The organism is Methylococcus capsulatus, from assembly GCF_036864975.1.
Lineage (GTDB): Bacteria > Pseudomonadota > Gammaproteobacteria > Methylococcales > Methylococcaceae > Methylococcus.
In genome coordinates, this window is sequence record NZ_CP104311.1 from 486,448 (window position 1) to 506,795 (window position 20,348).

Sequence of the window (20,348 nt, forward strand, 5' to 3'; positions counted from 1 at the left end):
ACGACGATGTCAGGCGTAGCCATGGGCCTTCATCCACAGATCGCGGATCGAGATCAGCCCCTGGGTCTTCAGCCATTGGTTGATCATCCCGGTCTGGGTCGCCAGCGTCCGCGACAGGCGCCAGTCGCTGTTGCGGAGTCCATCCTTGGAGTCCGCCCTCCGGGCCAGCCTGCGGCTGTCCAAAATCGTTTTGTGCTGCTGACCGCCGTTAGGATCGCCTGGCGTTTGCTCGTTCCCAGAGCCAACAGGTTCTTGACCTTGGTGCGCACGTAGCGCCACTGTTTCCAGTAGCACATGCGCACCCGGCGCCGAAGCCAGTGGTCGAGCTGTGGCGCACCATCCCTGGCGCGCCCCCTTCGGGCGCACTCGCGTGCGACCTATTTCGCTCCCGGCGAAATAGTCGGGGATCGGGCGTGAGTCACCGAGATGCCAAAGTAACCCATCCAGCCGCGGACGTATTGGGCCAGCTTGTGAAACCGGTAAGCCATCGAGACGCCCCAACTGCGCCCAGTCAGTTTCCGAACCTGGTGCTTGAAGTCCTCGAACGCCCGGTCGGACCAGCGCAGCTTGGTTCCCTGGAAATTGAACCCCAGGAATTCGGCTGTGTTGGTCTTGACCACCCGACTTTTCTGCTCGTTGACCACCAGCTTGAGCTTGCGGGTCAGGAAGCGTGTGACGCTGTCCTTGACCCGCTCACCGGCCCGCTGACTCTTCACCAGAATCACCAGGTCGTCCGCATAGCGGACGAATCGGTGGCCACGCCCTTCCAATTCCTTGTCCAGATATCCTCCAACAGGATGTTGGTGAGCAACGGCGACAGTGGGCCGCCTTGCGGCGTCCCCAATTCCGTTGCCTGGATGGATTCTCCGACCAGAACACCTGCCCGCAGGTAGCGGCCAATCAATGCCAACAACCGCTTGTCGCCGAGCTTGCGGGCCACGCGGGCCAGCAAGACATCGTGCTGAACGTGGTCGAAAAATTTCGCCAAGTCCAGGTCGACAGCGATACGGTAACCGGCCTCAAGATGGGCTTGTACCTGTCTCAGCGCTCCATGGGCAGAGCGTCCCGGTCGAAAGCCGACAAAATCGTCGGGAACGATTTTGGACAGCCGAAGGCGGGTCCGAAGGACGAATCCCAAGGAAGGGATTCGCAACCTCGATTCGGAAAAGCCCGAATCGAAGATCGGCATCAATACTTGCGCCATGGCCTGCTGGCTCACCCGATCCACGACGGTCGGCATACCCAGCAGTCGCTCACCGCCTCCCGGCTTCGGGATCGACACCCGGCGCACCGGTTCAGGCTGGTAGCGGCCATCGTTCAATTGCTGGCGAATCTCGGTCCACTGCGAACGCGCAAACTCTGGAAAGTCCTCGATGCGCATCCCATCACAGCCGGGCGCGCCCCGATTGGCCTTCACCCGCTTCCATGCCCGTCGCAAGTTCACAGGGTCCAAGACCCGCGCCATCAGCTCATCGTGCAAGGCTGGCTGCATGCGACCACGCCGCAGGCCGTCTCCCCCGGTCGGGTTCATCAACGGCTGCGAGTGACTCATGGCTCCTCCTTGTCTTCTCGTGTTAGGCCCTTCACCGCCCGGTCTTCCAGACCAACACGGCTAGTATGGCCTCTGCTGACTTCTGCCCGGTCACGTCGTGTGTTACCACACGGCGCGCTGCCAAGAACAGACCGTAGGGTCCGGTGGTTTCTCCACGGCTTTCGCCGTGGCCCTCAGTCCGGCTCCCATAACCTGCCCCAGCCGCTCGCCGGACAGACTTTTCTGCTTCGCATCCTGCTTCACAGAAAAGCCCAGCTTCGGCATCCTGCCTGCGCGTTCGAAGCAGTGCTTCTCACCCCCGAATAAGAACATGAACTCTCGGTGCACAACCGCCGCATTTACCCTATCTCCTGCACCCGGTGGGCTTTGTCATCTTGTGCTGACTCGCCCGGAGACTGAGCCTTCTATGCGGTTTACTCGCCACGTCCCTGCGGCTCGCCCTTCGGGCCAGCCTCCGGCTGTTCAAAATCGCTCCCGGCGATTTTGTCTGTTCGTCGGCTCGCACCTTTGCGCTCGGACTTCCTTCAGACCACCCCTTGTATCTTCCGAATCATGAATATGAAAGTTGCTGATGATACGGAGTGGAGCTTGTGGGCAGCCGCCGACCTGTGGGCAAGCGGTGGGAAACGCGCAGCGTTTTCCACGGCTTGTCCCTGGGGAACCGCGCTTTGCCGGTTAGGCGGGAATCGGCGCAGCCGGCTGCCCACAAATCCACGGCGTCCGTTGTTTCGGGCACGGCGGCGCAGCCTGTTCCCCCCTGGGGCCACCAAACCCGTCCGCGAGCCGATGGCGCGCCGCCGTGACCGTTCCGTTGGAGCCCGAACAGTTGTTTGACCCAAGATCGCATTTGCAAGGAGGGGAGATGAGGAACATGCCTGAAGCAATCGTTGTCGGCATCGACATCGCCAAACAGACCTTCGATGCCGCTTTTGGCGTCACCGGCCGCATCGGGACCTTCGCCAATGACGACGCCGGTCACGATGCCTTCGTCGCCAAGCTCTTCGGCATGACGGTCGATCTGATCGTCATGGAAGCCACGGGCGGCCTGGAGCGCGATCTGGCCTGCATGCTGCAAGCAACCGGCTCGCGGGATTGCCCTTGCCGTCGGCTAGTCGTCATATTAGCCCAAAGAATGGGCATTACAGGTACTCCTACAGGGGACTTTCACCCCATCAGTTCATGCCCATGTCGGGCGTACACAGGCATAGAGCCGCCCTTTTTCTTTCGAAGGGGGGACGTGCCGGCAAAGAGGAGTTCCATGCGACACACCACCGAGATTCCGCGCCTCGAGCATGAGGCGAAGCCCGGCCACGAGAAGATCGCCCGGGCGATGGATGGGAAAGATAGAACGATAGGACAGGGTCTGGCGGGACCCGATCGGCTCCGGCCTGCGTGATCAGCCTCGGCTCAGCCCCCTTACCGCTTCGGCCACGTCCCGGCTGAACCGGGCCAGCGCCCGGCTCATGGCGGCCACGGTCGCGCGGTAGTCCGTCCCGGCGGCAGGCTCCGCATAGCTGGACTCACGGACCAGCAGCTCGGTCTTGCCGTCGCCGCTGACCACCGACCAGCGCACGTTCAGCACGGCCTCCCCCCCGCTCCCTTCGAACCGGATTACCTTCACCACGAGCTGATAATCCACCTGGGCCGAACGCTTCCACGGGTAGGTCACTACTTTCCGACTCGGAAGGCGCGTGGCGAGGTTTTCCGCGAGCACCTGGGTCACGCTGTCTTTGAGCGATGCCGCCCATTTGTCGAATTCGGCGAGCTGGAGCTCGTTCTGGCCGGTACGCGTCACGATCTGGGGACGGTCCAGGTACTCCGGCAATTCGACCGGGCCCACGCCGAGTGCGATCTCGCGCTCCTGACCGGCAAGCGCGCGGACCGGCTCCTGGGCGGCTGACAGCACGTAGAAGCGGGTGTCGGGGCTGGTGCCGCAGCCGCCGAGGAGCAGCGCGGCGAGGCTCGCCGCCAGAAAGGTGGATCGCATCATGGGTTCCCTCATGGCTTGCCTCCCGAGCCGCCCTTGCCGTGCAACAGGGCTTCCGGATGGCGTTCGAGATAGTCGGTCAAGGCGCGGATGGAACGAGCGGAGGCGGCGAGTTCTTCCAGCGCGTTGCTGATGTCCACCGCCATCGCCGATCCGGGTTCGAGTTGCTCCAGCACCCTGGCGGTGGCGCTGAGGCTCTTTTCCGCCTCCGTGCTGAGGGTCACCATTTCCCGGTCCGCGGTCTGGGCCAGATGGCGCAGGTCCTTCATGGCGGCGTTCAGGGAGACGATGGCCTCCTTGAGCTCCGGCGAATTCATGAGGCGATTGCTGCCTTGTACGGTGCCGAGCAGCTCCTGGCCGATCTTGTCCAGAGGCAGCTTTTTCAAGTTCGCCACGATCTCCGTGACGTTCCGTTGCAACTCGTCCGCCACCGAGGGCAGGGTCGGCAGCTCGGGGTACTGACCGCTGTAATCCAGACTTTTCAGCGGGCTCTCCGGGTAGAAATCGAGGTCGACGTAAAGTTGTCCGGTCAAGAGGTTACCGGTCTTGAGGCGGGCGCGGAGGCCCCGCTCCACCAGCTTTTCCATGAACGGACGCCGGCCGCTCTCCATTGCCGCCTTGTATTCTTCCTTGACCCGCTGGATGACTTCCTCCGCACCATAGGGAATGAGCCGCTCGGGGTCGATTTCGATGACGACGGGAATCCGAATCTTATGCGCGCCGAAATCCAGCGCGAGCTTCAGCTCGGTCACTGTGCCGACCCTGATGCCCTTGAGTTCGACCGGCGCGCCCACGCTCAACCCCCGGACGGAGTCATCGAAGAACAGCAGATAAGGCTGGCGCAGCGTATAGGTCCCTTCGGCGATGCTGGCGAAATCCTTGTGCAGCCTGAAATGGGTGTTGGGCTCGCTGGACTGCACCTTGGGATCGTTGAGCGTCGGCGTTTCGAAGGTGATGCCGCCTTGGAGCAGGGACATGATCGAACCGACCTTGAGGTTGACGCCCTGGGCACTGAGGGACAGATCGATCCCGCTGACCTGCCAGAAGCGCGTGCTGTTGTGCACCATGCGGTGATAGGGTGCATCAATGAAGATTTCGACCTGGACGCTCTGGTTATCCTCGGCCAAGCCGACGTCGACCACTTGTCCGACCTGGATGTCGCGGAAGTAGATCGGCGTACCGTATTTCAAGGGGCCCGCGCTGTCCGCTGCCAGGAAGAAAGTGCGGCCCGGGGTGTCGGCTTTGATCCGTGGCGGATGTTCGAGTCCGACGAAGCTGCGGACCACCTTGCCGCCACCGAACTCGACGGCGATGTAGTTTCCTGCCATCAGGGTGTCCAGGCCGGAGACGCCGGCCAGCCCCAGTTCCGGCTTCACCACCCAGAAGGCGGTGTTTTCACCGAGGTGAGTGGCGACGTGCTTCTCCATCTTGGCGGTGACGACGACCCCCGTCAGATCCTCGTTGAGCACGACCGATTCGACCGTGCCGATTTCCACGTCTTTGAACTTGATCTTGCTTTTTCCCGCCTCGAGCCCCGGCGCCTCCTTGAACAGCAGGGTGATGGTCGGCCCCTCCTCGCTCAGCGTCTTATAGGCCAGCCAGATGCCTATGCCCAGCGCCACCAGAGGAATCAGCCATACCAGCGGCAGGCCGCGTGAGGATTTGACCTCCGCCTCCCAGGCATCGTATTCCGGAGCATCGCCAGCGCCTTCCTTCGGGGATTCGTTCATCGCTGCATCCTGTAGGCGCCCTCGGGGCGGGAATGGGAAGAAACCTCGCCGTCTTTCGGCGCCATGCAATCCCAGATCAGGCGCGGATCGAAACTCATCGCCGCGAACATGGTCACCACGACCACGCCGCCGAACGCCACGGCACCGGCGCCGGCTTCAATGGTTGCGAGAGTCCCCAGTTCGACCACGGCCACCAGGATGGTGATCACGAAAACATCGATCATCGACCAGCGCCCGATCGATTCGGTGAGCCGGTAAAGCACGGTGCGTTCCCACGGCCGCCAGTGCGAACCGAACCGGACCGACAGCAGCAGGAAGGTCAGCGCCAGGAGCTTGAGCACCGGCACCGTGATGCTGGCGAAGAACACCAGGAGGGCCAACGGCCACATGCCGCCCACGATCAGTTCCTTGACGCCGCTGAGGATAGTGTCAGGCTCGCCCCGGCCGGACATCGTCACGGTCATGATCGGCAGCAGATTGGCGGGAATGTAAAGAATATAAGCCGTCAGGGTCAGCGCCCAGGTCCGCGCCAGGCTGTTGGGTTTGCGCCGGTGCAGGACCGCGCCGCAGCGCGGGCAGCGGGAATGGATCGATCCGGGCTGCGGCCGACAGAGCAAATGACAGCAGTGGCAGAGCAGATACCCGGCCTCGGCGGCCGTAATCGCATGCTTAGCCATCCGCGGCCTCCAGCCGTTCCCAAACCTCATGGTCGTCCAGCATGGCATCGCCCGCTGCCATGGTCACCATCAGGCCAGCGAAGGAATAAAGCGCAATGCCTGGGGTGAGAGCGGCCAGATCGGCCAGTTTGACCACAGCCACCAGGATGCCCAGCATGAACACCTCCGTCATGGCCCAGGGCGACAACTGCTCCATCCAGCGGAATACCCGCTCGGCCTTCGGCGCCCGCCGTCCGAACAGCCACAGCGGCAGCAGCACGTAGAAGAGGCAAAGCATCTTGGCCAGTGGCGCCAGAAAAGTGACAACGAACACCAGCACGGAAATCTCCCAATAGCCTTGCGAATAGAGTTCCTCGATTCCCGTCAGCAACGAGCCTTCCTGTACCCGGCCCGCGATGTTCATCCGCAGCAAGGGATAAGCATTGGCCAGAATGAACAGGACCAGGCTGGTGCATGCCAGCGCGAGCGACTGATCCATCCCGCTGCGCTTGCGCTGAAACAGGACCGCGCCACAACGGGGGCAACGCGCCTTCTGCCCCGGCCGCAACCGGGGTTTGCGGAACAGCAGATCGCAGTCGTGGCAGGCGACGAGGGCATACTCGGCGACCGCATACTCACCCGCGCAGGATTCCATCATGTGCGCTGCAGCCGGTTCGCTCAGACGCCGCGCGCGATGGCGCGGTGACCGATGTCCCGGCGCCAATACGCATCCGGCCAGTGGATCTTCCCCACCAGCCGGTAGGCGGCGGCCTGCGCCTGCGCGACGGTCTTCCCCAACGCCGTGACGCAGAGCACCCGGCCGCCGGCCGTGACCACCCGACCGCCGTCCAGACGGGTTCCCGCATGGAACACTTTGGCGCCAGGCGCAATAGCCAGTCCCAGCCCTTCTATCACATCGTCTTTACGATAATCGAACGGATAACCCCCGGCGGCCATCACCACTCCGAGCGCCACGCGCGGATCCCAGTCGGCCTTCACCACATCGAGCCTGCCCTCCTCCGCGGCGCAGCAAAGGTCCACCAAGTCGCTGCGCAGCCGCATCATGATGGGTTGGGTTTCCGGATCGCCGAAACGGCAGTTGAACTCCAGCACCTTGCAGCCGCCATCCGGAGCGATCATCAGTCCGGCATAGAGAAACCCGGTATAGGGCATCCCGTCCGCCTTCATGCCGGCAAGCGTCGGCAGGATGATTTCCTCCATCACCCGCTGGTGGATTTCCGGCGTCACCACCGGCGCCGGAGAATAGGCCCCCATGCCACCGGTGTTCGGGCCCCGATCACCTTCGTCGCGCGCTTTGTGATCCTGCGATGTCGCCATCGGCAGGGCATGCTCGCCATCCGCCATGACGATGAAGCTGGCTTCCTCCCCCTGGAGGAACTCCTCGACCACGACCCGGTGCCCGGCGCTGCCGAAGGCGTTGCCGGCCAGCATGTCGCGCACGGCCGCGATCGCCTCATCCTCCCCCTGCGCCACGATCACGCCTTTGCCGGCCGCCAGCCCATCGGCCTTGACCACGATGGGCGCACCTTTTTGGCGGATGTAGTCCTCGGCTTCCCCGGCGTCGGTGAAAACCTGATATTCCGCAGTCGGAATGCCATGGCGGGCCAGGAAGTCCTTGCAAAAGGCCTTGGAGCCTTCCAACTGGGCCGCCTGCCGGGTCGGTCCGAAACAGGCCAGTCCCGCGGCACGGAAGGCGTCGACGATACCGGCAACCAGCGGTGCCTCGGGGCCGACGATGGTGAGCATCACCCCCTCCTCTTTCGCAAATGCCAGCAGGCCGGCCACATCATCTGCCGCAATGGCCACATTCTTGATGCCCGGCTCCAGGGCCGTGCCGGCATTGCCAGGCGCCACGAATACTTTACGCGCGCGGGGTGACTGCGCGGCCTTCCAGGCCAGGGCATGTTCGCGGCCACCGCTGCCGACAATGAGGATTTTCATGAGATACGAGACTCCGGATCGATTTTGGAAACTGCTTGCTCTCCGCACGGAAGGACATGGGTCTACGCCCGCAATAGATCGGACATCGCGCTTTCCGCTTCGGATGAGGTGACCGCAATTATACGCGCTGGGCCGGCCTGGACATGGCATACTGTGCGGCATGGATGATACAAGCCACGCGGATGATGATCCGACAGCCACACCGCTTATGTGCCGGCAGTTGGGTAAAAAAGCATGAAGTACTGTAGCCAGTGCGCCGCGCCGCTGCGCCTGGGGATTCCAGCGGGAGACGACCGGCCCCGCCACATTTGCGACGCCTGCGGCACTATCCATTACCGCAACCCCAAAGTGATCGCCGGCTGCATCCCGGTGTGGAACGGCCAGGTCCTGCTGTGCCGGCGCGCCATCGAGCCACGCTACGGGTTTTGGACTCTGCCCGCCGGCTTCATGGAGCTGGAAGAGACGCTGGAACAGGCGGCGGAGCGCGAGTCCTACGAGGAAGCCACTGCCCGGGTGCGGATCGGTTCGCTTTACACTCTGTTCAGCCTGCCGCATCTGTCGCAGATCTATGCCTTCTTCCGGGCCGAGCTGCTCAGCCCGGACGTGGCCGCCGGCCTGGAAAGCCTGGAAACGCGACTGTTCGAAGAAAACGAAATCCCCTGGGATGAGTTGGCTTTCGAAACCGTACGCCGCTCGCTCACCCTGTTCTTCCAGGACCGGCGCAGCGGCGCCTTCGGCCTACACGTGGAAACGCTAGGGCCGGACAGCCTCCTGATCCGCGATTAGAACCCATTGTACGACCTCCACTCCCATTCGACCGCCTCCGACGGCACGCTCTCCCCCGCCGAACTGGTACGCACCGCTGTCGCCAGCGGCATCCGCACGCTCGCCCTGACCGACCACGATTCGGTGGCCGGCCTGGCCGACGCCGGCGCGGCGGCGGTGGAAGCGGGACTGCGCCTGATTCCCGGCGTCGAACTGTCAGTCACCTGGGAGTCGCGGACCATCCACATCGTGGGCTTGAACATCGCCCCCGATCACCCCGGCCTGGACGAAGGTATGCGCCGACTCCAGGCCGTACGCTTCGAACGTGCGCAGGAAATGGACCGTCGACTGGAGAAGAAAGGCATTCCCGGCACCCTCGAAATCGCGGCAAGGCTGGCCGGCGCCGGCATGGTCACCCGCACCCATTTCGCCCGCGCCCTGGTGCAGCTCGGCCAGGCCGCGAACGTGCGGGACGTCTTCGACAAGTTCCTGACACAGGGCAAGCCGGGCCATGTTCCCACCGTGTGGGCCGAAATGACCGCCGCCGTCGGCTGGATTATCGATGCAGGGGGCGTTGCGGTGCTGGCGCATCCGCAACGCTACAAGATGACCGGAAGCTGGATCGGCCGCCTCGCCGGCGACTTCAAGGCCGCCGGAGGCCAAGCGATTGAAGTCGTTTCCGGCAACGCCACTTTATCCGACATCCAGACCAACGCAGGCATAGCCCGCCGTTACGGGCTGCTGGCATCGGTCGGTTCCGATTACCATGGCCCCGAGCAGGTCTGGCTGAGGCTCGGAAAAATTCCGCCGCTGCCGGCCGGCCTCACGCCGGTCTGGACCCGCTGGGAGACCGCGCAATGACCTCCCTGCACCGTTGCGCCTGGGCGCTGCGTAGCCCAGAGGAAACCGTCTACCACGATACGGAATGGGGAGTTCCCTTGCATGACGACGTGAAACTGTTCGAATACTTGGTATTGGACGGGGCGCAGGCCGGACTGAGCTGGACCACCATCATCAAGAAGCGGGAAGCCTACCGGCAGGCTTTCGACGGCTTCGATCCGGCAGCCGTCGCCCACTACGACGAGGCCAGGATCGCCGTCCTGCTGGCCAACCCCGGCATCGTGCGCAACCGTCTGAAAATCGAATCCGCCGTGCGCAATGCCCGGGTCTATCTGCGCATCCAGGACGAATTCGGCAGCTTCGACAACTATCTGTGGCGTTTCGTCGACGGCATGCCGGTACGGAACGCCTGGCGCGATCTGTGCGAAATCCCGGCGAGCACGCCACTATCGGATACACTCAGTAGGGACCTCAAACGGCGAGGCTGCAACTTCGTGGGCTCCACCATCTGCTACGCCTTCATGCAGGCGGCGGGGCTGGTGAATGACCACCTGGTCGACTGCTTCCGCTGGAGCGAGGTGAATGGCGGCTGATCCACCAGTCGAACCAAGAATTTCAACTCATCGAAGGGCGCTTCCATGCCGTTATGGCTGATCCTGGTAATCATCGGTATTCTCGGCGGCCTCGCCGCCGGCTTTTTCGGAATCGGCGGCGGATTGGTGATCGTGCCGGCGCTCATTTACTGGGCAGGTTATTCTCAGCACATGGCAACCGGAACATCCGTGGCGGTCCTGCTCCCTCCCATCGGCCTCGCGGCGGCGGCCGAGTATTACCGGCACGGAAACGTGGATGTCCGTGCCGCCATCATTCTGGCCGTGACCATGCTGATCGGTTCCTGGGTGGGCGCTTATTTCGCCAATCAGATTCCAGGCCCCTATCTTCGCCTCATGTTCGGCATTTTCGTATGGATCGTCGGGATTTACCTCATCTATGGCGCTTGCGAACGTCTGGGCTGGCTCTGATCACCCTTCCAACGGCCTTTATCATCGGTCAGACCGCGTTGACGGACTGCCAGCGGAGATCCTGATACCGCTGGCCGATCAGTGCCCCGTACAGCCACAGACATTCCCATGATTGACTTCCCTCAAACCTCGCCACCCAATCAAGAGACTTAGGAGCCGCCCATGCTCACATTTTCGCTCAAGAAATTGATAGCCGCGTCCACCTTTGCCTGTCTGGTCGGCGGATGCGCCCAGCATGTCGATATCTCATATCAACCCGCCAACCTGTCTAAAGGGACGGGTCAGATCCAGGTGAAAACGTTTGAATATCTCCCTGCCACCAAGGGCGATGTCGAACCGGATGAGGCTCAGCAGGAAAAATCGGGCTTGGCATATACCTTTTTCCAGGACAACGTTGATACCTTGTTCACCAGTGCCGTTAAAAAAGAGCTCGGCTTCTCCGGCTATGCGCTGTCGGATGGTGGTTCGCGCAGCGTATCCGGTGAAATCCAGCGCTTCAGTTTCGATTGGGTTGGCATGGCCGGCATGAGGTTCGATATTGCCGTTCACTTCACAGTGACGAAGAACGGCAAGGTCGTTTACTCGAATCTCATTGAATCCACGCGGGAAGCCCGAAAGGAAGGTTATAAGCTGGAAGACGCCTCGGAACCGATTGAGCTTGCCATGGCTGATTGTATCGGTCGGTTCATCCGGGATGCCCAGAAGAAAGGCGTACTTTAACCATCCCAGGCAAGTCGCCGGGCGTAGGGCGACGGAGGATTTATTCCCGGGGCTTGCGGGTCACCGTTCACCGCCGACCGTCTTTGGCCGGGATCACGGCCATGTCGCCCGGCGAACCGAACGGTTGGTCCCGGCGCCACCGTGCCCGCGCCGATCCCGCCAGACCCATGGCCGGCACACCGGTCTTAGGCCCAGCGAAGCCCCCGATGTCGGGACGATATGCCGACCTCAGAGAAGCGTGCGCACGCCGATGGGCGATCCGATCAACACCACGTCCGCAGGCCGCAGGGCGAACACGCCGTTGCAGACCACCCCGGGAATATCGTTGATCCGGCGTTCCAATTCAACTGGATCGGTGATACTGAGGTTGTGCACGTCGAGGATTACGTTGCCATTGTCGGTGATGCAGTTTTCCCGCCACACCGGCGTGCCCCCCAGTTCCACCAGACGGCGGGCGACGAGGCTGCGCGCCATCGGGATCACTTCGACCGGCAGCGGGAACTTGCCCAGCACGTCGACATACTTGGTCTCGTCGACGATGCAGACGAACTTGCGGCTGGCCTCCGCCACGATCTTCTCGCGGGTCAGGGCCGCGCCGCCCCCCTTGATCATCTGCTTGGCCGCGTTGACTTCGTCGGCGCCGTCCACGTAGACGTCCAGGGTGCCGGCGGCGTTGAGGTCGAGCACCGGGATGCCGATCTTCTTCAGGCGCTCTGAGCTGGCCTGGGAGCTGGATACGGCGCCTTCAATGCTGCCTTTGAGATCGGCCAGCAAATCAATAAAATGGTTCACGGTCGAGCCAGTTCCCACCCCCAGGATGGTGACGTCCTTGACATAGTCCAATGCCGCTTCGGCGACTTTCCGTTTGAGTTCGTCTTGAGTCATTGCCTTATCTGCCATCGTTGCATGATCAAACCGGTGGCGGATGATACTGGGAAAACCGTCCCGCTGCCATGATGGCCCCCTGCCCCGAACCATGCTGCAGAAATACATAGAAAAGATTTTGCGCGCCCGTGTCTACGACGTGGCCCAGGAAACCCCGCTGGAACCGGCGCCCGGCCTGTCGCGGCGGCTGGACAACACGGTGCTGATCAAGCGCGAGGACCTGCAGCCGGTGTTCTCCTTCAAGCTGCGCGGCGCCTACAACAAAATCGCATCGTTGACGCCCGAGGCACGCGCGGCCGGCGTGATCGCGGCTTCCGCCGGCAACCATGCCCAGGGCGTGGCGCTGGCGGCGCAGCGGTTGGGCATCCGGGCCGTGATCGTGATGCCCTGCACCACCCCGCAAATCAAGATCGATGCCGTGCGCAACCGCGGGGGGGAAGCCGTACTGCACGGCGACGCCTACGACGAAGCCTACGAACACGCGCTGGAACTGGCCCGCGAGCAGGGCCTGAGCTTTGTTCACCCCTACGACGATCCCGAAGTCATCGCCGGCCAAGGCACCATCGGCATGGAGATCCTGCGCCAGCGGCAGGACGCCATCCACGCCATCTTCGTGCCGGTGGGCGGCGGCGGATTGATCGCCGGCATAGCCGCCTACGTCAAGTTCGTGCGCCCGGACATCCGCATCATCGGCGTGGAACCGGAAGACGCCGACTGCCTGCACCGTGCGCTGAAAGCCAAGCGGCGGGTGATCCTGAAGCAGGTCGGCCTGTTCGCCGACGGCGTCGCAGTGAAGCAGGTGGGCAAGGAGCCGTTCCATATCGCCCACCAGTGGGTGGACGACGTGGTCACCGTCGACACCGACGAAATCTGCGCCGCCATCAAGGACATCTTCGACGATACCCGCTCCATCGCCGAACCGGCGGGCGCGCTGGGCATCGCCGGACTCAAGAAATACGCGGCGGAAACTGGCCTCCGCAAAGCCTGCCTGGTGGCGATCGAAAGCGGGGCCAACATCAACTTCGACCGGCTGCGCCATGTCGCCGAGCGCGCCGAGATCGGCGAGAAGCGCGAACTGCTGCTGGCGGTGACGATCCCCGAGCGGCCCGGCAGCTTCCTCGAATTCTGCCGGGTGCTGGGCCGCCGCAACATCACCGAATTCAACTACCGCTTCTTCGACGAAAAGGCCGCGCAGGTCTTCGTCGGCCTCCCCGTGGCGAGCGGCTCGATCGACCGCGAAAGCCTGGTACGCGAATTCGAGCGCCACGGCTTCGGCGTGCTCGACCTGACCGGCAACGAACTCGCCATCGAACACATCCGCTACATGGTCGGCGGCCACGCGCCGAAACTGCTGGACGAACAGGTCTACAGCTTCGAATTCCCGGAACGCCCCGGCGCCCTGCTGCGCTTCCTGTCCATCATGGGCGGGCGCTGGAACATCAGCCTGTTCCACTACCGCAACCACGGCGCCGCCTTCGGCCGGGTACTGATGGGCATCCAGGTGCCGAAGCCCGAACGCAAAGCCTTCCGGGAATTCCTCGAAGCCATCGGCTACGCCTTCAAGGAGGAAACCCAAAATCCCGCCTACCGGCTGTTCGCGGGGGGTAGCGAGCGGGGGTGATGATCCTTGCATCAAAATATCGCCCGATGACGCTGCGCTGATCGGATCTACGTCAACTGCCCCTGGAGAGATCACTCCAGGGACAGGATGAAGTTCCACTGATCCGGGCTGACCGGCATCACCGACAGCCGGTTGGCCTTACGCACCAGGGGCAGCCCTTCCAGTTCCGACCGGTTCCTCAATTCGCTCAGGGCGATGGTGCGGCGCAGCTTGCGCACGAAGCGAACGTCCACCATGAACCAGCGCGGAGCCTCCGGCTTGCTGGCCGGATCGTAATGCTTGTGGTCGGGGTCGAAGGCCGTGAAATCCGGATAGGCTTCCCGCGCGATTTCGGCGATGCCGACCACGCCGGGCACATCGCAGTTCGAGTGGTAGAACAGCACGCCGTCTCCCACTTTCATTTCATCCCGCATCATGTTGCGGGCCTGGTAGTTGCGAACCCCGTCCCAGGGTTCGGTCTGGGTCGGACGTGCCGCAAGATCGTCGATTCCGAACTCGCCAGGCTCGGTTTTCATCAGCCAGTAGCGCATGTGGATTCCTTCTCCCACCTTGTCATGGTTACGAGGAACCGCTCGCTATCGATCCGCGGAAATCCTCCGTCGTTTCAGCCGGATCAGAATGCAATGTTCCGGTCGCGTTCCAGCACGGCAACGATATAGTCGGGCATGCCCTTGATCGCCGCCCCGCCGATCAAATCGGCTTCGCCTATCTGGCGTGCCACCGCGCAGGCGCCGCAGACCCAGATCGGGATTCCCGCCGATTGAACGGCCGCCAGCAGATCCTTGAGCGGCGTCAGGTTGACGCCGACCACGTGATCGGCAGTGCCTTTGCGAGCCAGCGTGACGGCTTCGTTCCATAGCCAAAGGATCACGTCGTGGCCTTGTTCATGGGCCGCTTTGGCAGCGATGAACGGAAGGGTCGCCATCGTCGGATCGTCGGTTCCCCGGCTGCCGGAAATGATCAATGTTTTCATGGGTCCTCCTGTATCAATCATGGGTGATTTGGGTTTCGGCATTCCGCCGAATGCTGCGGGCACATCCGCTGGTTTCTCAGTCCTTGCCCTCGCCGAAGATATCCTGAGCCCAGCTCAGCGCGGCGCTGGCGGTCGGAAACCCCAGCGTACTGGTCAGCAAGATGATGGCATGGTTGATTTCCTCACGCGAGGCGCCCGCGGCCAACGCTCTTCTTACGTGACTGTGAACCGCGCCTTCCGAATGGATCGCCACGGCCGCCGCGAGCTGGATGAGATGGGCGGTCTTGTCGTCGATGGGACCTTGCTCCTTCAAGACCGCACCCAGCCGTTCCACTGCCGCCATGAAACCGGGGTACTCGTGTTGCAGAAGCACATAATTTTTCGGAAGCCTGTCTTTGTTCATAATGGTCTCTCCGTATTGGCTTGCGGACTTTGTTCGGGACGCTTCGGCCATTCGATCCTTCCCCAGCCGGCACACCGTGCCAATACTACGCTCCGCCGAGGGATCCCCCAACCCCGGAGCTGCGAGGACACGACACCATGGGCAGACGCACCGCACTCTACGAAGAACACTTGGCGTTGAGAGCCCGGATGACCGAGTTTTCGGGCTGGGAATTGCCGCTCCATTACGGCTCGCAGATCGCTGAACACCATGCCGTGCGCCGGGCCGCCGGCATGTTCGACGTCTCCCATCTGGGCGTGGTCGACGTCGATGGACTTCAGGCCACCCCGTTCCTGCGCCGCATCCTCGCCAACGACATCGCCCGGCTCGCCGAGCCGGGACGGATACTCTACGCCTGCATGCTCAACCAGGACGGCGGCATCCTCGACGACCTCGTCGCGGGCTTCGTCGACGATCGGCGCTTCCGCCTCATCCTCAATGCCGGAAGACGGGAAAAAGACCTGAGCTGGCTTCGCCGCCAGGCGGCCGCCTTTTCGGCGGACGTCACTCCCCGTGACGATTTGGCCATGATCGCCGTCCAAGGCCCGGACTCCCCCCGCATCGCCGATGCCGTGATCGCCACCGGAAGCTCCGGACTGAAACCGTTCAGCGCCATGCAGCGAGACGACCGCTTCATCGCCCGCACCGGTTATACCGGAGAGGACGGTTTCGAAATCCTTCTGCCCCAGGCCGAAGCAGGCTCGCTGTGGCGCCAGGTCCTGACGGCCGGCGTCCAGCCCTGCGGACTCGGCGCCCGCGACACCCTCAGGCTAGAAGCCGGCATGCGCCTCTACGGGCAGGACATGGACGAGACCGTCACGCCCCTTGCCTGCGGCCTCGGCTGGACGGTGGCCTGGGAACCCGAAGATCGCGATTTCATCGGCCGCGGGGCCCTGGAGCGGGAGCGCATCGGGGGTTCGCCTTCGATATTCGTCGGATTGATCCTGGAGGAAGCGGGAATCCTTCGCAGCGGGCAGAAGGTGGCCGTCGAAAATGTCGGCGAGGGCGTCGTGACCAGCGGCGGCTTCTCCCCCACCCTGCGGCGTTCGATCGGCCTGGCCAGGGTACCCGCGGCGACCGGGCGCGATTGCTGGGTGGAAATCCGCGGCAGCCTCAAGCGCGCAAAGGTGGTGAAACCGCGCTTTGTCCACCGCGGCAATTCGCTGATCGATATCTGATAGCATCGCTACGAGGGGTGCCGGTCGAAAGAACGCCAAAGACCGGTCATCATGCGGCTACGAAACCGCCTGCTGAAACAGCGAGGAAACTTCGCCATGCCATTCATCCCCCACACCGAAACGGAAGTCCGCGACATGCTCGCGGCCATCGGCGCCGGATCGATCGACGAGCTGTTCGCCGAAATCCCGCTGGACCTACGCTGCGGCGAGCTGAAAGACCTGCCCGAAGCGCTGTCGGAAAGGGAGGTCTGCCGGCTGATGGAGGCGCGTGCGGCCGAGAACCGCAGCGCCCTCTGCTTCGCGGGCGCCGGCGCCTACGAGCACTACATTCCGGCGGCGGTGTGGGAAATCGCCCTGCGCGGTGAGTTTTACAGTGCCTACACGCCTTATCAGGCCGAAGCCAGCCAAGGCAGCCTGCAGGTGTTCTACGAGTACCAGTCCATGATGGCCGGCCTGATGGCCATGGACGTGTCCAATGCCTCGCTCTACGACGGCGCCTCCGCGCTGGGCGAAGCGATCCTGATGGCGCTGCGGACGAACCCGGAATCCCGTTCGCGCAAGGTCCTGTTGCCGCGAAGCCTCAATCCGGTCTACAAGCGCGTCGCCCGGACGCTTACCCGCAACCAGCAGGTCGAACTGGTCGATCTGGACTACGACGGGAGCTTGGGGCGGATCGCCGAAAACGCGCTGGAAACGTTCGAGGGGGAGGAATTCGCCGCCGTGGTCATTCCGCAACCCAACCACTTCGGCGTGCTTGAAGAGGTGGACGTCCTCGCCGACTGGGCCCATTGCCATGGCGCCCGCAGCATTGCCGTGGTCAACCCGACCGCCATGGCTCTGCTGAAACCGCCGGGCGAATGGGGCGAGCACGGCGCCGACCTGGCCTGCGGCGAAGGCCAGCCCCTGGGGATTCCCCTTTCCGCCGGCGGCCCTTACTTCGGGTTCCTCTGCAGCCGCCAGACCTTCGTCCACCAGCTTCCCGGACGCCTGGTCGGCCGTACCGTCGATGTGGACGGCCGCGAGGGCTTCACCCTCGCGCTGCAACCCCGCGAGCAGCACATCCGCCGCGGCAAAGCGACCTCCAACATCTGCACCAACCAGGGACTGATGGTGACGGCGGCAACTCTCTATATGGCATTGATGGGCCCCAAGGGACTGCGCGGCGTCGCCGCCGCCTGCCACGCCAACACCTCGGCGCTGATCGAGCGGCTGACCCGCATCGACGGCGTCGCACCGGTCTTCCCGGCTCCGTTCTTCCACGAAGCCGCGATCCGCCTGCCGCAGGCGGCGGACCGCGTGCTGGCAGCGCTGGCCGAGCGGGGGATACTCGGCGGCCTCGCCCTTTCGGCCGACTATCCCGAACTCGGCGACGCCCTCCTGGTGTGCGCCACCGAAACCCGCGGTCCGGAGGATATGGACCGCTATGCAGCCGCGCTGGCGGAGGTACTCCAATGCTGATTTTCGACCGTTCCCGTGAAGGCCGCGCCTGCGCCAGCTTGTATCCGCAAATCCCCGCCGAAGTCCCCAGCCTGCCAAGCCACCTGCTGCGCCGAACCCCGCTGCCATTGCCGGAAGTGACCGAACTCGACGTCGTACGGCACTACACCCGTTTGTCCCAGAAGAATTTTTCCATCGACACCCACTTCTACCCCTTGGGTTCCTGCACCATGAAATACAACCCCAAGGCGGCGAACGTACTGGCGCGGCAGCCCGGCTTCGCAGCGGTCCATCCCCACGGGGCCGAGCGCTTCGGCCAAGGCACCCTGAGCTGCCTTTACGAGTTGCAGGAATATCTGAAAACGCTCACCGGCATGACCGCCGTCAGCCTCAGCCCCGCCGCCGGTGCCCAGGGCGAATTCTGCGGCGTCGCCATGATCCGTGCCTACCATGCCGCCCGCAACGACCACGAGCGCAACGAAATCCTGGTCCCCGATGCGGCCCATGGTACCAATCCCGCCTCGGCCGCCATGTGCGGCTACGTGGTCCGGGAAATCCCCACCAACCCGGAAGGCGACGTCGATCGGGATGCCCTCGAGCAGACATTGGGACCGAAAACCGCCGGCATCATGCTCACCAATCCCTCGACCCTGGGTGTATTCGAACGTCGCATCCCCGAGATCGCTGCGCAGGTCCACGCCGCGGGCGGCCTGCTCTATTACGATGGAGCCAACCTCAACGCCATCCTCGGCAAGGTCCTCCCCGCTGACATGGGGTTCGACGTCATCCACTTGAACCTGCACAAGACCTTCTCGACTCCGCATGGCGGCGGCGGCCCCGGTGCCGGGCCGGTCGGGGTCAACGCCAAGCTGCAACCCTTCCTGCCCCTGCCGATAGTGGCAAGAAGCTCGAACGGCTGCCGCTGGCTCACCGAAAACGACTGCCCGCAAAGCATCGGCCGGCTCTCCGCCTTCGCCGGCAATATCGGCGTGCTGCTGCGGGCTTATATCTACATCCGCCTGCTTGGGTATCCAGGCCTGCGGCGAGTGGCCGAATACGCCACCCTCAACGCCAACTATTTGCAGAAGAAACTGGCGGAGGCCGGATTCGACACTGCTTTTCCGGCCCGCCGTGCCGCCCATGAATTCATCCTCAGCCTGCAGAGGCAGAAAAAAGATCATCAGGTCACCGCTCTGGACTTCGCCAAGCGACTGCTCGACTATGGCTTCCATGCACCGACCGTTTATTTCCCGCTGCTGATCCCCGAATGCCTGATGATCGAACCCACGGAAACCGAGAACAAAGAGACCCTGGATGCTTTCGTCGACGCCATGGCGGCGATCTTGAAGGAAGCCACCGAGGAGCCGGAACGGCTCAAACAAGCGCCGCACCAAACGCCCGTCCGCCGACTGGATGAAGTGCGTGCCGCCCGCCATCCGGATCTGGCCTGGAAACCGGCAGCGCCGGATGCATCCCGGCGCTGACTTCGAAACATAACGGTAAAAAGCCCTTCCGCCTCACGGCCGGAAGGGCCTGTTGCCCGGAACGGGCGTGGCGCGATCAGCGATACAGGAACTGATCAATGTCGCTGGGAGAGGGGTAGAAGTACCAAGTCTCGGGCGACGTGCAGCCGTCCGGCAACGGATTGCTGGCCGTATCGCGCACCACGGTCACGGACGGGGATGCACCGTTGGGATCGCCCAAGGTGGAGGAAGGGAATGCCGTGGTCGGCTCCAGCAGCCAGGCCTCGACCTTCTTCTTGCTGCAGTACTGGACCGCCGGCATGTAGTACACCGCCTGGTTGACACATGCGTCGGCGGGGAAGAGCTTCGTCTGCCAGCCGGCCTTGACCCGGAAGGAGAAACCGGCGTATCGGCTGCCGGGAAGGTTGCCATTTTTCCAGACCATCGCCCGGGTGCCCTCGCCGCTCGGATGAAGGGGGCCGTTACGGGTTTCGACCTTGCCGAACCCTGCGGTCATCGAGGGAAGCGCGGTACCCCAGTCCCACATCATGGCGTTCTCGATGACCTGGACGGGCTGACCCGAAACCGGCTTGGCGATGCGGTTCAGGGTGTGCCCCTGAGGCGGCATCACGACGACCTCGACGACCGGGAAGTGCTTTTCGCCTTCGCTGCAGTCGTGAGGAATGATCGCCGTCGGATAGACGGTCTTGCCTTCGATGTACTTCACCGGCGAGCCGTCAGGGAAAGCCTGGAAACCGGCGTGTCCGTGGGCCTGGCCTCCACTTAGTGCGATTCCCGCGCCCAGCAGGGATAGTGACAGGATTTTGTTCATAGTGGACATCGTTATCTCTCTATTGGATTTTGTGTTTTTGACAAGGACGGCGCCCATTGGATCAAACACTAAGCATGCCAGAGTCAGATTTACCGCAAGTCAATGATAAAACGACATATCCCGATGACAGGTCATCGCGAAATGCGGCATTTCACTCACTTTGTGAGTTATTTCGCTCACCCCTTGGTGTGACCTCACTCACTATGTCAAGGGCATTTCACCCAGATCGAGCCGCGTCATCGCTTGCGATTCCCCAGGCACTATCTTGGCCAGCCGCCTGTTC

The 20,348-nt window shown here is 63.1% G+C and carries 23 protein-coding genes; 10 read left to right on the forward strand and 13 right to left on the reverse strand.

What is annotated here, in order from left to right:
* Positions 1 to 9: 9 nt before the first annotated feature.
* From N4J17_RS02230 to N4J17_RS02240, 3 genes are all read right to left on the reverse strand, one after another.
* Complete coding sequence (locus tag N4J17_RS02230) at positions 10 to 183, reverse strand: hypothetical protein (RefSeq protein WP_198322277.1); 174 nt, start codon at positions 181 to 183, stop codon at positions 10 to 12.
* Between the two features lie 194 nt (positions 184 to 377).
* Positions 378 to 725 carry a group II intron maturase-specific domain-containing protein gene (locus N4J17_RS02235; protein WP_277458145.1) on the reverse strand — a complete coding sequence of 116 codons (348 nt, stop codon included), beginning with the start codon at positions 723 to 725 and terminating at the stop codon, positions 378 to 380.
* Positions 722 to 1,552 carry a reverse transcriptase domain-containing protein gene (locus N4J17_RS02240; RefSeq protein WP_198322279.1) on the reverse strand — a complete coding sequence of 277 codons (831 nt, stop codon included), beginning with the start codon at positions 1,550 to 1,552 and terminating at the stop codon, positions 722 to 724. The genes N4J17_RS02235 and N4J17_RS02240 overlap by 4 nt, the downstream gene beginning before the upstream one ends.
* An 871-nt stretch (positions 1,553 to 2,423) precedes the next feature.
* Here N4J17_RS02240 and N4J17_RS02245 point away from each other — a divergent pair.
* Positions 2,424 to 2,948, forward strand: a complete 525-nt coding sequence (locus tag N4J17_RS02245) for a hypothetical protein (RefSeq protein WP_198322280.1) — start codon at positions 2,424 to 2,426, stop codon at positions 2,946 to 2,948.
* Here the strand turns inward: N4J17_RS02245 and N4J17_RS02250 are convergent, their stop codons facing one another.
* From N4J17_RS02250 to purD, 5 genes are read right to left on the reverse strand one after another with little or no spacing between them, the layout of a single operon-like run.
* The gene (locus N4J17_RS02250; RefSeq protein WP_232470328.1) at positions 2,949 to 3,542 is read right to left on the reverse strand and encodes a PqiC family protein; all 594 of its coding nucleotides are present in this window, start codon (positions 3,540 to 3,542) and stop codon (positions 2,949 to 2,951) included. It lies immediately after the preceding gene.
* A gap of 8 nt (positions 3,543 to 3,550) precedes the next feature.
* Positions 3,551 to 5,269: an intermembrane transport protein PqiB gene (locus N4J17_RS02255; protein WP_198322282.1), complete on the reverse strand. Its 1,719-nt coding sequence runs from the start codon at positions 5,267 to 5,269 to the stop codon at positions 3,551 to 3,553.
* Positions 5,266 to 5,946 carry a paraquat-inducible protein A gene (locus N4J17_RS02260; RefSeq protein ID WP_198322283.1) on the reverse strand — a complete coding sequence of 227 codons (681 nt, stop codon included), beginning with the start codon at positions 5,944 to 5,946 and terminating at the stop codon, positions 5,266 to 5,268. Before N4J17_RS02260 ends, N4J17_RS02255 begins: the two co-directional genes overlap by 4 nt.
* Positions 5,939 to 6,583 (reverse strand): paraquat-inducible protein A, encoded by a 645-nt coding sequence (locus N4J17_RS02265; RefSeq protein ID WP_198322284.1) that lies wholly within the window; start codon positions 6,581 to 6,583, stop codon positions 5,939 to 5,941. Before N4J17_RS02265 ends, N4J17_RS02260 begins: the two co-directional genes overlap by 8 nt.
* Positions 6,584 to 6,603: 20 nt before the next feature.
* Positions 6,604 to 7,887, reverse strand: coding sequence for a phosphoribosylamine--glycine ligase (purD, locus tag N4J17_RS02270; protein WP_198322285.1), 1,284 nt, complete (start codon positions 7,885 to 7,887; stop codon positions 6,604 to 6,606).
* A 234-nt stretch (positions 7,888 to 8,121) separates the two neighbouring features.
* On the opposite strand from purD, the gene N4J17_RS02275 reads away from it, so the two are divergent.
* From N4J17_RS02275 to N4J17_RS02295, 5 genes are all read left to right on the forward strand, one after another.
* A complete protein-coding gene (locus N4J17_RS02275; protein WP_198322286.1) occupies positions 8,122 to 8,673 on the forward strand; it encodes an NUDIX hydrolase in 552 nt (183 codons plus the stop codon).
* A 6-nt stretch (positions 8,674 to 8,679) separates the two neighbouring features.
* Positions 8,680 to 9,513, forward strand: coding sequence for a PHP domain-containing protein (locus N4J17_RS02280; RefSeq protein WP_198322287.1), 834 nt, complete (start codon positions 8,680 to 8,682; stop codon positions 9,511 to 9,513).
* On the forward strand, positions 9,510 to 10,085 hold the full coding sequence (locus tag N4J17_RS02285) for a DNA-3-methyladenine glycosylase I (protein ID WP_198322288.1): 576 nt from the start codon (positions 9,510 to 9,512) through the stop codon (positions 10,083 to 10,085). Before N4J17_RS02280 ends, N4J17_RS02285 begins: the two co-directional genes overlap by 4 nt.
* A gap of 45 nt (positions 10,086 to 10,130) precedes the next feature.
* Positions 10,131 to 10,514 (forward strand): sulfite exporter TauE/SafE family protein, encoded by a 384-nt coding sequence (locus tag N4J17_RS02290; RefSeq protein ID WP_198322289.1) that lies wholly within the window; start codon positions 10,131 to 10,133, stop codon positions 10,512 to 10,514.
* Between the two features lie 162 nt (positions 10,515 to 10,676).
* On the forward strand, positions 10,677 to 11,234 hold the full coding sequence (locus tag N4J17_RS02295) for a hypothetical protein (protein WP_232470329.1): 558 nt from the start codon (positions 10,677 to 10,679) through the stop codon (positions 11,232 to 11,234).
* A 228-nt stretch (positions 11,235 to 11,462) separates the two neighbouring features.
* Here the strand turns inward: N4J17_RS02295 and rpiA are convergent, their stop codons facing one another.
* Positions 11,463 to 12,119, reverse strand: coding sequence for a ribose-5-phosphate isomerase RpiA (rpiA, locus tag N4J17_RS02300; protein WP_198322290.1), 657 nt, complete (start codon positions 12,117 to 12,119; stop codon positions 11,463 to 11,465).
* Positions 12,120 to 12,210: 91 nt separating this feature from the next.
* Here rpiA and ilvA point away from each other — a divergent pair, with 91 nt between their 5' ends.
* Positions 12,211 to 13,740: a threonine ammonia-lyase, biosynthetic gene (ilvA, locus tag N4J17_RS02305; protein ID WP_198322291.1), complete on the forward strand. Its 1,530-nt coding sequence runs from the start codon at positions 12,211 to 12,213 to the stop codon at positions 13,738 to 13,740.
* Positions 13,741 to 13,811: 71 nt separating this feature from the next.
* Here the strand turns inward: ilvA and N4J17_RS02310 are convergent, their stop codons facing one another.
* From N4J17_RS02310 to N4J17_RS02320, 3 genes are all read right to left on the reverse strand, one after another.
* Positions 13,812 to 14,270 carry an EVE domain-containing protein gene (locus tag N4J17_RS02310; protein WP_198322292.1) on the reverse strand — a complete coding sequence of 153 codons (459 nt, stop codon included), beginning with the start codon at positions 14,268 to 14,270 and terminating at the stop codon, positions 13,812 to 13,814.
* 83 nt (positions 14,271 to 14,353) lie between these two features.
* A complete protein-coding gene (locus tag N4J17_RS02315; RefSeq protein ID WP_198322293.1) occupies positions 14,354 to 14,713 on the reverse strand; it encodes a DsrE family protein in 360 nt (119 codons plus the stop codon).
* Between the two features lie 76 nt (positions 14,714 to 14,789).
* Complete coding sequence (locus tag N4J17_RS02320) at positions 14,790 to 15,116, reverse strand: carboxymuconolactone decarboxylase family protein (protein WP_198322294.1); 327 nt, start codon at positions 15,114 to 15,116, stop codon at positions 14,790 to 14,792.
* Between the two features lie 137 nt (positions 15,117 to 15,253).
* Here N4J17_RS02320 and gcvT point away from each other — a divergent pair, with 137 nt between their 5' ends.
* From gcvT to gcvPB, 3 genes are all read left to right on the forward strand, one after another.
* Positions 15,254 to 16,333: a glycine cleavage system aminomethyltransferase GcvT gene (gene gcvT / locus N4J17_RS02325; RefSeq protein WP_198322295.1), complete on the forward strand. Its 1,080-nt coding sequence runs from the start codon at positions 15,254 to 15,256 to the stop codon at positions 16,331 to 16,333.
* A 96-nt stretch (positions 16,334 to 16,429) separates the two neighbouring features.
* Positions 16,430 to 17,791 carry an aminomethyl-transferring glycine dehydrogenase subunit GcvPA gene (gene gcvPA / locus N4J17_RS02330; protein WP_198322296.1) on the forward strand — a complete coding sequence of 454 codons (1,362 nt, stop codon included), beginning with the start codon at positions 16,430 to 16,432 and terminating at the stop codon, positions 17,789 to 17,791.
* Positions 17,785 to 19,254 (forward strand): aminomethyl-transferring glycine dehydrogenase subunit GcvPB, encoded by a 1,470-nt coding sequence (gene gcvPB / locus N4J17_RS02335; RefSeq protein WP_198322297.1) that lies wholly within the window; start codon positions 17,785 to 17,787, stop codon positions 19,252 to 19,254. The genes gcvPA and gcvPB overlap by 7 nt, the downstream gene beginning before the upstream one ends.
* 76 nt (positions 19,255 to 19,330) lie before the next feature.
* Here gcvPB and N4J17_RS02340 read toward each other — a convergent pair whose 3' ends face one another.
* Positions 19,331 to 20,065, reverse strand: coding sequence for a hypothetical protein (locus N4J17_RS02340; protein WP_277458148.1), 735 nt, complete (start codon positions 20,063 to 20,065; stop codon positions 19,331 to 19,333).
* Positions 20,066 to 20,348: the final 283 nt, after the last annotated feature.